The sequence below is a fragment of the Streptosporangium sp. NPDC049644 genome (assembly GCF_040675205.1).
Taxonomy (GTDB): Bacteria; Actinomycetota; Actinomycetes; order Streptosporangiales; family Streptosporangiaceae; genus Streptosporangium; species Streptosporangium fukuiense.
This window is the reverse complement of the sequence record NZ_JBFAOJ010000040.1, coordinates 61,799-76,645: the sequence shown is the minus strand read 5'-3', so window position 1 is coordinate 76,645 and position 14,847 is coordinate 61,799. Positions and strand designations below refer to the sequence as shown.

At 71.6% G+C, this 14,847-nt stretch carries 11 protein-coding genes; 2 read left to right on the top strand and 9 right to left on the bottom strand.

Annotated elements, in window-relative coordinates; translation table 11 throughout:
* Nucleotides 1-105 precede the first annotated feature (105 nt).
* From AB0J58_RS22705 to AB0J58_RS22695, 3 genes are read right to left on the bottom strand one after another with little or no spacing between them, the layout of a single operon-like run.
* Nucleotides 106-3,414 carry an amino acid adenylation domain-containing protein gene (locus tag AB0J58_RS22705; RefSeq protein ID WP_364218471.1) on the bottom strand — a complete coding sequence of 1,103 codons (3,309 nt, stop codon included), beginning with the start codon at nucleotides 3,412-3,414 and terminating at the stop codon, nucleotides 106-108.
* 12 nt (nucleotides 3,415-3,426) lie between these two features.
* Nucleotides 3,427-4,659, bottom strand: a complete 1,233-nt coding sequence (locus AB0J58_RS22700; protein WP_364218469.1) for a cytochrome P450 — start codon at nucleotides 4,657-4,659, stop codon at nucleotides 3,427-3,429.
* Entirely contained in the window at nucleotides 4,656-5,465 is an 810-nt protein-coding gene (locus AB0J58_RS22695; RefSeq protein ID WP_364218467.1) for an FkbM family methyltransferase, read from the bottom strand. The genes AB0J58_RS22700 and AB0J58_RS22695 overlap by 4 nt, the downstream gene beginning before the upstream one ends.
* 70 nt (nucleotides 5,466-5,535) lie before the next feature.
* Here AB0J58_RS22695 and AB0J58_RS22690 point away from each other — a divergent pair, with 70 nt between their 5' ends.
* Nucleotides 5,536-6,912, top strand: a complete 1,377-nt coding sequence (locus tag AB0J58_RS22690; RefSeq protein ID WP_364218465.1) for an MFS transporter — start codon at nucleotides 5,536-5,538, stop codon at nucleotides 6,910-6,912.
* 2 nt (nucleotides 6,913-6,914) lie between these two features.
* Here AB0J58_RS22690 and AB0J58_RS22685 read toward each other — a convergent pair whose 3' ends face one another.
* Genes AB0J58_RS22685 through AB0J58_RS22675 form a run of 3 tightly spaced genes read right to left on the bottom strand, consistent with a single transcriptional unit; the run spans nucleotide 6,915 to nucleotide 10,129 of the window.
* Nucleotides 6,915-7,670 (bottom strand): thioesterase domain-containing protein, encoded by a 756-nt coding sequence (locus tag AB0J58_RS22685; protein ID WP_364218463.1) that lies wholly within the window; start codon nucleotides 7,668-7,670, stop codon nucleotides 6,915-6,917.
* Nucleotides 7,667-9,406, bottom strand: a complete 1,740-nt coding sequence (locus AB0J58_RS22680; RefSeq protein WP_364218461.1) for a non-ribosomal peptide synthetase — start codon at nucleotides 9,404-9,406, stop codon at nucleotides 7,667-7,669. The genes AB0J58_RS22685 and AB0J58_RS22680 overlap by 4 nt, the downstream gene beginning before the upstream one ends.
* 12 nt (nucleotides 9,407-9,418) lie before the next feature.
* On the bottom strand, nucleotides 9,419-10,129 hold the full coding sequence (locus tag AB0J58_RS22675) for an LmbU family transcriptional regulator (RefSeq protein WP_364218459.1): 711 nt from the start codon (nucleotides 10,127-10,129) through the stop codon (nucleotides 9,419-9,421).
* A gap of 275 nt (nucleotides 10,130-10,404) precedes the next feature.
* On the opposite strand from AB0J58_RS22675, the gene AB0J58_RS22670 reads away from it, so the two are divergent.
* Nucleotides 10,405-11,811: a cation:proton antiporter gene (locus AB0J58_RS22670; protein WP_364218457.1), complete on the top strand. Its 1,407-nt coding sequence runs from the start codon at nucleotides 10,405-10,407 to the stop codon at nucleotides 11,809-11,811.
* 7 nt (nucleotides 11,812-11,818) lie between these two features.
* Here the strand turns inward: AB0J58_RS22670 and AB0J58_RS22665 are convergent, their stop codons facing one another.
* From AB0J58_RS22665 to AB0J58_RS22655, 3 genes are read right to left on the bottom strand one after another with little or no spacing between them, the layout of a single operon-like run.
* A complete protein-coding gene (locus AB0J58_RS22665; RefSeq protein WP_364218455.1) occupies nucleotides 11,819-12,847 on the bottom strand; it encodes a hypothetical protein in 1,029 nt (342 codons plus the stop codon).
* 40 nt (nucleotides 12,848-12,887) lie between these two features.
* Nucleotides 12,888-14,129 carry a DegT/DnrJ/EryC1/StrS family aminotransferase gene (locus AB0J58_RS22660; RefSeq protein WP_364218453.1) on the bottom strand — a complete coding sequence of 414 codons (1,242 nt, stop codon included), beginning with the start codon at nucleotides 14,127-14,129 and terminating at the stop codon, nucleotides 12,888-12,890.
* On the bottom strand, nucleotides 14,126-14,836 hold the full coding sequence (locus AB0J58_RS22655; RefSeq protein WP_364218451.1) for a class I SAM-dependent methyltransferase: 711 nt from the start codon (nucleotides 14,834-14,836) through the stop codon (nucleotides 14,126-14,128). The genes AB0J58_RS22660 and AB0J58_RS22655 overlap by 4 nt, the downstream gene beginning before the upstream one ends.
* Nucleotides 14,837-14,847 lie beyond the last annotated feature (11 nt).

Below are 14,847 nucleotides of genomic sequence, written 5' to 3'. Positions count from 1 at the left end.
CGCCCAAACGGGACCGCAAACAAGTGATGGTGTGTTTCAAGGGGGGGGGGGGCCATAATTTTAAAAAAACCCCCCCCCACCCCCCCGGGGGGGCCCCCCCCGGGCTCAGACCCCGGCCTTCGCCTCGGCCTTGGCCGACGCACCGTCCACCGCCTCGGCGAAGTCGGCGAGTACGGGGTTCTCGAACAGCACCCTGATCGGCACGTTCACGGTGAACGTCTCCCGTACCCGGGTGATCACCTGCGCGGCCACCAGGGAGTGACCGCCGATCTCCAGGAAGTCGTCCTCCCGGGCGACTCGCCTGAGCTTCAGCACCTCGGCCCAGATCCCGGCGATCGTCTGCTCCGTCGGTGTCCGCGGCGCGTCGAAGTCGTCCTCGCCGCCCCCGTCGCCGTCCGTGCCGCCCTGGCCGGGTTCCGGCAGTGCCTGGCGGTCCACCTTGCCCGAGGAGGTCAGCGGCATCGCGTCCAGCGTCAGGTAGGAGGCGGGCAGCATGTACGCGGGCAGCGAGCCCTGCAGGAACCGGTGCAGCTCGCCGGTCAGGCCGCTGCGGTCGGCGATGATCCTGGAGGCGTCGTCGAGCACGACGTAGGCGACCAGCCGGTCGTCACGCACGACGACCGCCGCCTCGCGGACGCCCGGGTAACGGGTGATCGCCGCCTCGATCTCGGCCGGTTCCACCCGGAAACCGCGGATCTTCACCTGCGCATCGACCCGGCCCACGTACTGCAGCCGGCCGTCGGGCAGGTAGCGGGCCAGGTCACCGGTGCGGTAGAGCCGCGCCCCCGGAGGGCCGTACGGATCGGGCATGAACGACCGCGCGGTCATGCCGGGCCTGCCACGGTAGCCGTGGGCCAGACCGGCGCCGCCGACGTACAGCTCCCCGGGCACACCGGCCGGGAGCGGGTTGAGCCAGCGGTCCATCACGTAGGTCCTGAAGTTGGCCAGTGGCCGGCCGATCGGCGGGGTGTACGCCGCGGCGGGGTCGCACGCGCCCATCGTGGCGCACACGGTCGTCTCCGTCGGCCCGTAGGCGTTGACGAACCTGCGACCCGGCCCCCAGGTCCGCACCAGCCCGGTCGGGCACTGCTCGCCCGCGACCACCATCAACCTGACCGTGCCCAGCTCGTCGCCCCTGAGCGTGCTGAGGAACGTCGGCGGGAAGGTGGCCGCGGTCACGCCCTGGTCGCTGATGACCTTCGCCGTCTCCTGCGGGGTCATGCCCGAGGGGTCCAGCACGCACAGCGCCGACCCGTTCAGCAGCGCCATCGTGATCTCCCAGATCGAGGCGTCGAAGCTGAGCGAGGCGAAGAGCGCCACCCGGTCGTCGGGCGTCAGGGAGAACTCCCGCGACAGGGCCGAGGCGAGGTTGCTCACGCCGCGGTGCGGCACCTCCACCCCCTTGGGGTGGCCGGTCGACCCCGAGGTGTAGATGAGGTAGGCGACGGCGTCGGGCGCGGGCGTCACGCCGGGGCCGGTGGCCGGTTCCTCCGCCTCGATCGCGCTCCACCTGGTGTCCAGCTCGACCGTGCGCACCCGGCCGCCGCGCACCCGGCCGGCGTGCTCGGCCACGGTCAGGACCAGCCCGGTTCCGCTGTCGTCCAGGATGTGGCCGAGCCGGTCGGGTGGCAGCGCCGGGTCCAGCGGCAGGTAGACGCCGCCGGACTTGACGGTGCCGAGGAAGGCGACGAGCGCCTCGGCCGAGCGGCCGGTCATCGAGCCGACGACCTGGCCCGGCCGTATCCCGTCGCGGATCAGCCGGTGGGCCACCCGGTTGGCGCGCTCGTCCAGCTCACGGTAGGTCAGCCGCCGCTCGCCGCAGAGCACCGCGAGCGCGTCGGGGGCGGCGGCGGCGCGCGCCTCGAACAGCGCACCGATGCTCGCCCCCTCGTCGAATGGGCTCTCGGTGCGGTTCCATTCGGCGACCACCAGCCGCAGTTGCTCGGTGTCCAGCAGGGACAGGCGCGAGATGGGCCGGGCGGGGTCGCTCACGGCGTCGGTCAGGAGCGTGACGTACTGCTCGGCCCTGGTCCTGGCGCCGGGCGCGTCGAACAGGTCGAGCGCGTAGCGCAGCTCGCCCTCCAGCGAGCCGGGCACCAGGACCAGGGCCAGATCCGAGGCCAGCGGGAAGCGGTCCGCCACCAGCTCCGAGGTTCGCACGCCGGGCAGTCGCAGCGCGCTCCAGGCCGGGGCGGCCTGGTCGAACTCCGCCTGGTAGAGCGGCCGCACGCCGCTGGAGGTGTCCAGCCGCAGTTCCTCGGCGAGCCGGTGCGCCGGGTAGGAGCCGTGCGCGGCCGCCCCGTCGAGCGCGTCACGCACCCGGGCGACGACGGTGGCGAACGACGGGTCGCCCGCGCAGCCGATCCGGATCGGGAACACCGGGGCGCGGCCGTCGCCGGGCACGGGTACGCCGACCACCACCTCGTCCTGCCCCGACCAGCGGCACAGCGCGACGGCCCAGGCGGCCAGGGTGACGGCCCGGGTGTCGGTGCGGGGGGTGGCCGCCTCGGCCTGCCCCGACCAGCGCGACAGCGCCATCGCCCGCGCGGCCTGGGTGACGGCCCCGGTGACGGCTCCGGTGACGGCTCTGTCACCGAGGCCGGCCTCGCGCGCGAGGGCCTCGGCCCGCGCGGCCGTCTCCGGCGGGACGCCGAAGGTCACCCGGGCGCCCGTGAGGCCCGGCACGGCGGGCCGGCCGCGGTCGGCGGGCAGGTCGAGGGCGGGGGGCGTACCGTCGAGCCGGTCACGCCAGTAGGCGAGATCGGCGGCGTCGCCGGCCTCCGTGGAGGGCGCGGCGCGACCGTTCGAACCGGCCGCGGGGGAGGCGCCGCCGGCGGCGCGTCCGCCGGAGGACGCGCCGGGGGAGCCGTGGCCGCCTGCGGAGACGCCGCCGGACGTGTGCCCGTTGGGGGAGACGCCGTCGCGGGCGGCGGGGGAGCCGATCGCGCTCTCGTAGGCCCGGGAGATCTCCCCGGCGAGACCGGTCAGGACGCGCTCGTCGGCCACCAGTCGGTGCGCCGTCAGGACGAGCGCGTGGTCGTCGTCGGCCAGCCGGGCCAGGGTGATCCGGAGCGGCGGCCCCGCTTCGAGGTCGAGACCGCGGTTGGCCTGCTCGGAGACCAGGCGCGCCAGTGACTCCTCGCGGCGGCCCGGTTCGTGCCTGCCCAGTTCCACCGGCCGGGGAACGGCGACGGGCACGGTTGCGGGCTCGGTTGCGGGCACGGGGCCACCCGGCGGTGCCGGCCGTAGGTCCTCGCGCGCCTCCAGCACGTCCTCCAGCGCGGCGTTCAGGGCCTTCTCGTCCAGCGGCCCGCGTAGCCGCGCGGCGAGGGTGACCTGGTCGGTGTGGTCACCGGCGGATTTCGCCCGGTAGGACCTCCACTCGCTCTGCTGGATCGGCGACATGTCCGGCATGGGGTGCTCCAATCAGTGCCCTGCGTGGTCGAGTTCGAGATGGACGGGGACGCGGTCGACGCCCCACATGAGGTTCGAGCGCAGCCGCTTGACCGGTCCGGTGAGTTCCATATGGGCCACCCGGCGGGTCAGCTCCTCCAGCAGCACGCGCAGTTCGAACCTGGCCAGCGCCGCGCCGATGCACAGGTGCCTGCCGAGGCCGAACGTGAGGTGCCGGTTGGGGGTGCGGCCGACGTCGAAGCGGCGCGCGTCGGGGAAGGCGTCCTCGTCGCGGTTGACGGCCGGGTGCCACACGCTGACCCGCTCACCGGCCCGGATGACCTGTTCTCCGATCCTCGTGTCGCGCAGCGCGGTGCGCATCACGTTGAGGCTGGGGGCGGTCCAGCGCAGCACCTCCTCCACGGCGGTCGGGATGAGCGAGGGGTCCTCGCGCAGTCGCCGCCACTCGCCGGGGTTCTCCACCAAGGCGATGACGGCTCCCGCCGAGGCGTGCCTGGTCGTCTCGTTGCCTCCGGTGATGAGGCCGTTGATGTTGAGCAGGATCTCCTCGTCGGTGAGGGGCGTTCCGTCGATCCGGCCGCGGATCAGCACGCTGATCACGTCGTCGCCGAGGTCGCCGCGCCGTTCGGCCAGCAGGTCGGCGTAGTACGCGAAGATGTTGGCGTTCGCCTCGGCCTTCTCCGCGTCGGAGATGACGTCGTCGGAGGTGGCGGAGCCGAACGCGGTGCGCGTCCACTGGATCATCAGATCCCAGTCGGCACGGGGCACGCCCAGCAGTTCGCAGATGACCGAGAGCGGTAGCCTGCCCGCCACCGTGTCGACGAAGTCGAAGGAGTCCCTGGGCGCGTTCTCCTCCAGCATCCCGCCCACCGTCTCGCGCATCGCGCCTTCGAGGCGGCGCACCACCCGGGGAGTGAGCGCGGGGTTCATCACGTCGCGCAACTGGCTGTGGCGGCCGTCGGTGACGATGAGCATCTTGCCCGCGGCGGCGCGGGCGGCGGACTCGGTCTGCCCGACCTGCATTCCCCGCTCGGAGGTGAAATTCGTCTTGTCGAGATAGACGGCCACGCCGTCGGCGTATTTGGTGAACGCCCAGAAACTCGGCCCCGCCGGCCTGGAGTTCCAGAAAACCGGCCGATGCTCCTGCAGGTAATGCAGGACACCGAGGCCGGAGTCGGGTGCCGTGTAGATGTCCGGGTCGGCGAGATCCAGCTCGTTCAGGTCAACCGTCGTGTCCACTGTCATGTGGAATTCCTCCGTGCGTACACATCAAAGATGTCCGTGTTCCTCAGCAGGGGATCCTGGCCGATGTCGACCTGGAATCCACGGCCGGTGAGGTCGTCGCGTACGGATGCCAGCCTGCCGTCGATGTCATGGACCTGCATGACGATTTGGTCGACCGCGTCCCAGTCATCGGGGGCGATTCCAGCCAGCACATCGCACTCGGCTTTCTCGACGTTGATTTTCAGCAGGCCGATACGGTGCACGCCCTCGGCGGCCATCACCTCTGAGATCGTCCGCACCTGGCACTCCTGCTCCTCGGTGACGTGCCTGCCCTCGGCCATGTCCGTCACGTCCTCGGGAGCGAACCCGCTGTTGGCCAGGAAAGTCCTGGTCACCTCCGCATCGTGGCCGACGTCCGTGTACATCCCGGACATCGCGGTGGTCTCCGGATAGACGGTGAGAGTCGCCGTTCCCGGGGTATGGGAGAGCGCGCAGTCGAACGCCTTGGCGTTCAGGCCGTGGGCGGCCAGATTCGCGCACAGCGCGTCGTAAAGCGGCCGGGCGGGCTCGAAGGCAAGAATTCGAGTGCCCGGACATTCCCAGTGAAACGCCAGCGCTGCGATTCCTATGTTAGCGCCCACGTCGAACACCGTCATTCCCGGTTCAAGGCGTACGTCGTGTCTGAAGTAACTTCTGTCGCCCACGATGCTGCGATACTGCAGGCTGGTCTCGGCGGGATTGAGCTGGAATACCACATGTCCGTCCGGCAGTGTCATCTGGCGTACCCGCTGATTGTTTTCCAGGGTGCCTCTCCGCTGATTTCGCATATCATCACCCTTAACAAAAAGCTTATTCCAGTCAACCAGAGGTGAAACCCGACAGGGACGGAATGATCTTATGGACACGCAGAGAACGGAAGTCAGGGCGCCGACGGAAAAGCCGCCCTCGCTCTGGCGCAATCCCGACTTCAACCGGCTCTGGGCCGGTCAGTCGATCTCGGTCCTCGGCTCCGAGCTGACCACCCTGGCTTTGCCGCTGACCGCGATCCTCATGCTGCAGGCCAGCTCCCTCGAGGTCGGTCTGCTCAACACCATGCGCACGATCGCCGCGCTGCTGCTGACACTGATCGCCGGCGTGCTCATCGACCGCTACCGGCGCAGACCACTCATGGTCGGCGCTGACATCGGGCGGGCCGCGGTCGTGGCCCTGATCCCGATCACGGCCTTCGCCGGGTTCATGGACATGTGGGTGCTCTACGTGGTCGCCGTGGTGGTCGGTGGCCTCTCGGTGGTCTTCGAGATCGCCTACGCCGCCTACATGCCGACGCTGCTGAGCGAGGAGCAACTGGTGGCCGGCAACAGCCGGATGGCGGCGACCGAGTCGGTGGGCGCCATCGCGGGCTCCAGCGCCGGAGGCGTGCTCATCGACCTGTTCCGGCCGGCGTACGTGATGCTGGGAGACGCGATCTCCTTCCTGGTCTCCGCCTTCGCCCTGTCGCGCATCCGTCACGTCGAGCCGCCCGTCGAGCGTCAGGACAGCGGCGGGCGCGGCGCCGTCGCGGCGATGCTCCACGACATCAAGCACGGCCTGAGGGTCACCTACCGCAACGCCTACGCCCGCCCGCTGATCCTCAACTCCGCCGGGGCGAACTTCGGGTCGATGATGATCCTGACCCTGTTCATCCTGTACGCGGCCAGGGAGCTCCAGCTGTCGGGCACCTGGATCGGCTTCATCTACGCGGTGGGCAGCATCGGCGGCGTCATCGGCGCCGTCTTCGCGAGCAAGCTGTTCGAGAAGCTCGGCTACGGGCGCGGCATCATGACCGCCCTGATCGCGTTCCGGGTGCTGTGCTTCACGCCGTTCGTGGCCGGTCCGCAGTGGCTGCAGATCACCTTGTTCTCGGTGATCTGGTTCGTCACGGTGTTCGGCGTGGTGGCCGGGAACATCGGCCAGCTCACGCTCTTCCAGTACGTGATCCCCAACCACCTGCGCGGCCGGGTCATCGGCGCGAGCCGCGCGGTCTACCTCGGCATCCTGCCGCTGGCCGCGATGCTGGCCGGGGTGCTGGGCGAGCTGATCGGGGTCAAGCCCGCCATCTACGCCGGTGCCGCGTTCCTGCTGCCCTGGATCATCCTGCTCTTCCTGTCGCCGGTGCCGAACCTGCGCAGGCTGGAGGACGCCGAGATCCTGCAGGACATCGAGGAGCCGGCAGCGGAGCCCGCGGGGGAGCCCGCCGGGAGGCCCGGCGGGCGCGAGGGCGGCGAGGACAGCTGAGGTCAACCCGGGACGCGCGCGGACATGCTCCGCGCGATCTCGTCGAGCAGGGCGGCGGGCGCCTGGAGGTAGCTCCAGTGCCCGCCGTCCAGCACGGTGTGGCGGGTCCGGCCGTAGAACTCCCAGCCGCCCATCTGCTCAGGGGGGATCTGCGTGTCACCCGACCAGCCGATCGCGGTGATCGGGCACGGCAGCTCCACCGGGTCGGTCCGCTCGAAGCGGCCGTAGGCGGCCACGTCGGCGCGCATGACGCTCGCGGCCATCTCCACCAGTTCGGGCAGCGGCTCCGCGCCGCGGGCCCGCATGAGATCCGACACCAGCGCGCCCACCTGCTCCTCGTCGAGCCGCAGGATGCTCGGCCACGACGCCCGGTGCGGAGGGACCATCGAGGAGGCGAACAGGTGGCTGGGCAGCGGGCCGCCGCGTTCCATGAGCAGCAGTGTCGCCTCGTAGCCGATGAAGACGGTGCCGCAGTGGCTGATGAAGCCGAACGGCCGGTCCAGGTAGGGCTCCAGGCCCTTCAGCATCTCGGCGGCGACCTCCGCGTAGCTCTCGAACGACGGCTCGCGCAGCCGGTTCTCCCTGCCGGGCAACTGCACCGGGCACAGCTCGATCCCGTCCACCTCGGCCGGCCAGCCGTGGTACATCGACGCCCCGGCACCCGGGTAGGGCAGGCACCACAGCCGCGCCCTCGCCTCGGGGTCGGGGGCGCGCAGCAGCCACGTGGGGCGGCTTTTTCTCCATCTTCTCTCGGTCATCGTGTGCTTCCTTCCGCCCTGATGGTCTGGATGAGGGTCTCGGGCGTCGGTGCCCTGAGGAACTCGCGCAGCCGGATCCGCACGCCGTAGCGGTTCCCGACCGCCTCGACGAGACGGGTGGCCGACAGGGAGTCGCCGCCGGAGCGGATGAAGTGGTCGCCCAGCGCGCCGCGTGCGCCGAGCGCCCGCTCCCACAGCTCCAGCACCCCCGCCGTCACCGGGTCCGCGCTCCTCTCACGTCCGCGTGTGGCCTCCCCCCACGAGGGCGCGGGCAGGGCGCGGCGGTCCACCTTGCCGGCCGCGTTCAGCGGCAGCCGCTCCAGTGCCGTCCAGGCGGTCGGAACCATCGGCTCGGGCAGCCGGGCCGAGGCGAAGGCGCGCAGTTCCCCGATCTCGAACCGGGCACCGTCCGCGGTACGGCTCGGAGCGCCGGTCTCCGGAGTGACGGGATGAACGACGTAGGCGCACAGCCGCAGGTCGCCGCCGGGGCCCGGCACGCCCATGACCACGCACTCGCGCACCCCGGGGTGCCGGAGCAGCACGGCCTCCACTTCCGCGGGTTCCACCCGGTGGCCGCGGACCTTGACCTGCGCGTCGACGCGGCCGTGATGCTCCAGCCGCCCGTCAGGCCGTTCCCTGACCAGGTCACCGGTCCGGTAGACGCGGCCTCCCCCACCGGCGGGGTCGGGCAGGAAGCGCTCGGCGGTGTGGGCCGCCTCGCCCAGGTAGCCGCGGGCCAGCTCGGGGCCCGACACGAACAGCTCGCCGATCTCGCCCGCCGCGACCGGCCTCAGGTCCGAGGTCAGCACGCCTGCGCCGACCTCGGGCCAGGCACGTCCGATGGGGGGACGGGCCCGCCTGGCGGCCTCGTCGGCGGTGGCCGAGGTGCAGCGGTCCTCCAGCGGTACCAGGCAGCTGGTCACGCCGTTGGCCTCGGCGGAGCCGTACTCCACCGCGACCTCGAAGGGCAGGTCGGGGGCGGGCCACACGCGCACCGCGTCGCTGCCGACCGTCATGAGCCGCAGCGACGTCTCCGCCGGCCACGGCAGGCCGTACAGCGGCTCGGCGAGCGGCATGTTCACGTACGCGCGGGTGATTCCCGAGGCGACCATCCAGTCACGCAGCTCGGAGGGTGAGCCCGAGGTCGCCGGGTCGGCGACGTGCACGCTCGCACCCGAGCAGAGATAGGGCCACAGCTCCACCACCGAGACCGACGAGGCCGGGGGAGCCAGCCAGCTGGAGCGGTCGGCGGGGGTGATGCGGTAGGCCTCGGTGTGGGTGGCGACCCGGTGGGCGATCGCCCGGTGGGTCACCCCGACGAGCTTGGGCCGCCCGGTCGACCCGGAGGTGTGCACCGCGTACGCGAGCTGGTCGGGGTGCGCGGGGATGCCGGGCCCTTCGCCGGAGGGGGCGGCGTCCAGGGGGCCGTCGATCACCACGGGACAGTCGTCGAGCACCGGGGCGAGGCGGTCCTCGGGCCAGCCGGGGTCGAGCAGCACCGCCGTGCCGCCCGCCTTGCACACGGCCAGCAGCGCGACGAGCAGCTCGGGGGAGCGGTCCAGCCGTAGCGGGACCGGCGTCTCGGGGCCGACGCCGCGGCGCAGGAGCGACCGGGCCAGGCCGTTGGCGCGGGCGTCGAGTTCCCGGTAGGTAAGCAGCACGGCCCCGGAGACCAGGGCCGTGCTGTCCGGCGCCTCGAGCGCCCGCCTCTCGAACAGGGTGTGGACGACGTCCACCTGTCCCTCCGTTCACCCGGCCTTGGCGTCGTGGACGCCGCGGACGGGGATCTCGCCGGTGGCGACCTGGTTGAGGATGAGCCTGGCCCACTCCTCCACGCTGCGGTTCATCCGGCGGGCCGCGTCACGCCACGACTGCTCCTGGTCGGCGGGCACGTCTATCTGGATCACGGCCTTCTGCCTGGCGGTCTCCGCGGTCCGGCCGGAGAGTGCGGCGGCACGGTGTGCCTTGATCTGGCTGCGAAGACGGTTGCGGGACCAGTTGAAGCGTTCCGCACGGTCCAGCCAGAGCGTCTGCTCGTGCTCGGGGAGCGCGGCCACCTCCGCGTGGTGCTGGAGGCTGAGCCTGTCTCGCCGGCGGGATACCGGGAAACGCCGGGCGACCCAGGCGTAGTTGCGCAGGGTCTGAATGTCGAGGGAGCTCTCCTCGACCGCCCTCTTGTAACGGTCGGTGTACTCGTTCTCGCCGTAGACCAGCCAGTCGCCGAGCCACCAGGCGGAGGAGTCGGCGATGAGGGAGATCTGGTGGCCGATCCGGCGCCAGGTGTCGAAGGGAAGGCTCACCGGGAGCTGGAGCCCGGTCCGCCGCGGCTTGGCGGACGCGTCCAGGGCGAGTTTGGAACCCTGGGAGGGGGTGGCGCGCGGGCTGGGGACGGATGGTCTGTCATCACGTGGGGGCGGCGCCTGGCGGTTCGCCTCTCGGTTGGGGGAGAGCACCTGCATGCGACTTTTCCTCCGGATTTCTGTGCATGTGGAGTGAGTCAGGTCGGTACCTTACCCACGGTTTTCGGTAGCGCACTTTCGATCATGAGTAATTTCCAGATGTCCTTTCCGGGGTGCGGCGGAAAGCTGGAAGCAGGTCGATGACCAGCGGAATCTCCATTGTTCTTGGCGATTATTTTTGTTCTGTGATATGCGCGCCCAGGAAAAACGCGACCTCTCGGAAACGGAATTGGTTCATGACTTATCCAGGGTTTCGGTCCACTGATAAGCGCACGGTGCGTCATTTCGTGATCGCGTACGGTCTCGCCGTCGTGCTGCCCGCCGTGCTGGCGCTGCTGATGCTGGGGTTCGACGCGGGGACGGCCACCGGCCCCGTCCCGACGCCCTCGGTGGGGGTGGGCCGGCAGCAGCAGGTGCCGGCCACGCCCCTGCTGCTGCTCTCCATCACCGTGGTCGTCGCGCTGGCCCATCTCGGCGGGGCCGTGCTGGGGCGGCTCGGCCAGCCCCGGGTGATCGGGGAGATGGCCGCCGGCATCGTGCTCGGCCCCTCCCTGCTCGGCGCCGTCTGGCCCGAGGCGTACCGCGTGCTGTTCCCCGGCGCCGTCATGCCCTACCTGAACCTGCTGGCCCAGTTCGGACTGGCCTTCTTCATGTTCCTGGTCGGGCTGGAGCTCCGCGGTGACCTGTTGCGCGGACGGGGCCGGATCGCACTGCTCTGCGGCCAGGCGAGCGTGGCCATCCCGTTCGCGCTCGGGGTCGCGCTGGCCCTGCTGATCTACGCGCCGCTGGCGGCCGCGCCCGTCGGATTCCCGGTCTTCGCGTTGTTCGTCGGCGCCGCGCTGAGCGTCACCGCCTTCCCCGTGCTGGCACGGATCCTGCTGGAACGCGGGCTCTTCCACACCCCGACCGGGGCGCTGACCATCACCTGCGCCGCCATCGCCGACGTGACCGCGTGGTTGCTGCTGGCCGTGGCGATCACCATGGCCAGAGGCTCCTCACCCGCCGAGGCGCTGCGCACGCTCGGTCTCACCGCGGCCTTCGCCGCCGTCATGGTCGGGGTGGTACGGCCGCTGCTGGCCCGGCTGCTGCGCCGGGGGCTCTCCCAGGAGGCGACGCTGCCCGTCGTCATCGTGGGCCTGCTCGTCTCGGGGCTGCTGACCGAGCTGATCGGCATCCACCTGATCTTCGGCGCGTTCCTGTTCGGTGTCCTGTTCCCGCGCGACGGTGACGTGCGGCTGAGGCGGGTCCGCGAGCGCACGCAGGACTTCACCACGTCCTTCCTGCTGCCGCCCTTCTTCGCCTTCGTCGGGCTCAACACCCAGATCGGGCTGCTCGGCCAGGAGGCGACGAGGTGGGGCTGGTGCCTGCTGATCCTCGCGGTCGCGGTGGCGGGCAAGATCGGCGGCGTGGCGGCCGTCGCCAGGCCGCTGGGCGTGACCTGGCGGGAGTCCGCGCGGCTCGGGGTGCTGATGAACTGCCGGGGCGTGACCGAGCTGGTGATCCTGAGCATCGGCCTCGGTCTCGGCATCATCACCCAGGCGCTCTTCACCATGCTGGTGATCGTCGCGCTGGTCTCCACCGCCGCGACCGCGCCCCTGCTGGAGTTGCTGGACCGCCGGGACGCACGGCGCGATCGGAAGGCGAGGGGAACGGCGGAAGCCAGGGTACGCCGGTCCGCCTGAGCGGTCCTCAGGAGGCGCGGGGCAGCACCCGGGGCTCCGCGCCCAGCTCGCGCAGCTTGGCGCGGACCTCGCCGGGACTCTCCCCGGCGACGGTGAGCCGGGAGGTGGCGAACACCTCGCCGTCGGCGTCGGTGATCGGGGCGCCGCTGTAGGGGACCTCGCCGCTGAAGCGGGCGGCACAGAGGTGGTCGCGGAGCTCGGGCCTGGCGTGCAGGGAGAAGATCGGCAGCCGGGTGGCCATCGCGGCCAGCCGCATGGTGCCCGACACCCGGGGGTTGATCTCCAGCAGGTGCACCTCACCGGCCGGGGTCAGCAGGAACTCCGCCTCCAGGTAGCCGTGCGCCTCGGCCAGGTCGGCCAGCCGCTTGCCCACCGCCCGCAGCTTGCGGTCCCAGGTGCCGCCGAGCGCCGGGTCGGGACAGAGCCGCAGCCGCTGCCACGGCGGCACCAGGTCCTGGGTGGTCGGCCCCTTCCACACCGGCGGGAAGGTCGCCGTGCCGTGCTCGTCGCGGTAGATCAGCACCGAGTACTCGACTCCGTCGACGTACAGCTCGCCCAGTTCGTTGGGGGCCAGACGGCACTCGTCCGCGCGGGCCAGCCGGGTGCCGACGCTCTGCGTCCCGTGCCGGTCCTTGATCACCACGGGGGTGTCGGGGCCGGCCTCGGGCAGCGGCTCACCGGCCCGCGCCCACGGTGGGGAGACCAGGCGGTAGCGGTCGAAGAACTCCTTCATCAGGATCTTGTCGCTGCCCAGCGAGGCGCAGAGCCGCGACTGGCACTCGGCCCGGTGGCCGAGCTCACGGAGCCGGAACGCGAGCAACTGGTCGCGGCCGAGCGTCGCGTGGCTGGAATGGAAGATCACCGTCGCCCGCGGGGCCCGGCCGATCGCCTCCAGCAGCGGGGCCACATCCACACCGGCGTCCTCCCCGGTGAAGACGGCCCGGTCCCCGGGGGCGAGGTCGACGAAATGGCCGAACCAGCTCTCCAGGCTGGCGGGGGCGACGGCATGAATGACGGGAAACGTCTGTCGGCTCATTTGGATTACTCCGGAATCGACGCTGGAAACATGGGCGACGTTACGCGGTACGGGCCATCGAGAATGCGTCGTCGAACGCCTCCAGATACGCGTCGACCAGCGGCGAGTTCTGTTCCCAGAGGAAATTCACCGGCAATTTCATCCATCGGGCGAACAATTCCGCGGAACGCGGGAACGGGCGGTCGTTCACCGTGGCCGCGGCCCGGACCGCGGCGGCGACCTGGGGTGACCAGTCAGGCGCGGTGCCCTGGAAGAGGGGGAAGACGTGCAGCGGCCGGGTGGCCGGGGCGCGCACCTTCAGGCCGCGCTCCTGGCCGGCCGCCACCAGGCCGTCCCTGCTGAACGGGCACTCCGGCGTCACCTCGACGACCCCGTCGTACCACGCGCCCATCGTGACCCCCTCGGCGACGGGGGAGGGGCGCACCCCCGGCAGCTCGCCGAGCCCCGAAGACAGGGCCGACATGTTGGCCACCCGGTGCTCCACCAGCTCGTCCAGCCGGTCGAGGTGGCTCTGGGCCAGCACCGCGCCGGGCGTGGAGATGCGGAAGTTGCCGCCGAGACCGGTCAGCAGGAACGGCCGGTAGCGGACGGCGTCGATGGTCAGGTCGGTGCGGTGCCGGAAGTTGGTCAGCAGGCAGGCGCGGGCGAAGACGTCCTCGGAGTCGGTCAGCAGCATGCCGCCCATACCCCCGGAGACCAGCTTCCTGCCGCCCACACTGAAGATCGCCACATCGCCCAGGGAGCCCACCGGCCGGGAGCGGAAGGTGGAGCCGTGGGCGTGCGAGCAGTCCTCGACCAGGGCGAGCTCGCGCCGGGAGGCCACCGCCCGCAGGGCGTCCATGTCGCAGCTGTGGCCCCACAGGTGGGTGACGACGATCGCGACGGTACGCGGCGTGACCAGCGCCTCCACGGCCGAGGGGGCCACGTTCCCGGTGGCGTCGCCCGCGTCGCAGAGCACTGGCACCGCGCCCAGCAGGAACAGCGGCGAGGCGGTGCTGAAGAACGTGAGGTCCGGGACGATCACCTCGTCACCGGGGCCGATGCCCAGCGCGAAGTAGGCGGCCAGCAGTCCCGCGGTACCCGAGGTGAGCGCCAGGGCGTGGGCGCGGCCGTGTCGCTCGGCGAACGACCGCTCCAGCCCGGCCAGTTCGGGCCCGTAGTCGTAGTCGAACGTGCGCCCCCGCGTCACCAGCTCGGCGACCCTGGCCGCCACGCCGTCGTCGTAGACCGGCCATTCGAGCGGGTGCGGCGGGCCCGCGGGTCTACCTGCCGGCGAGCTCACGTGTCCACCCCCCGGCGGGCCACCAGCCTGGTCACCGCGTGGGTGTGCGGCTCCTCATGGCCGGTGTGGGTGTGGGTGGAGTCGGTGTCGGTGGCGCTCAGCACGGTCCATCCGTCGTACCTGGCGAGGTACCAGTCGTGGGGCAGCAGGACCGGCAGGCGCATCTCGCCGGCGGGAGGCCGATAGGCGTGGCCGCCGTTGAACATCAGCAGGGCGTTGACCCCTCCCGGGGAGGTCGCGGCCTGGAGCCTGGCGATGACCTCGGCCACCTGTCCCTCGTCCCGCAGCCAGTGCAGGACGCTGCACGCCAGCACCCCGTCGAACGAGCCGGGCGCGAGCCGGGTGGTGCGCGCGTCGCCCCGGCGCCACTCGATCCCCCCGGCCCCGCCGCCGGTAGCGCCCCAGGCCCGCGCGCCGTTCTCCAGCGCGGCGGCCGACATGTCCATCGCCAGCACCCGCGCGCCCCGCTGGGCGAGCCGTACCGCGTTGCGCCCCTCGCCGCACCCCACGTCGAGCACCGTGGGCGCGCCCGCGCCAGGTGGAGCGGAGGGCGGAGCGATCTCCTCGGGTGCCGGGGGCAGCGAGAGCGCGTCCGCCAGGGTGTCGGAGATCCCGTCCGGCCTGCGCCCCCACAGGCAGGTGGTCCGGGTGTAGCGGGCGTCGCAACCACCGTCGTCGTAGCCGTTCGTTTCTGGTTCTTGGCTCATCTGGCGGAGGC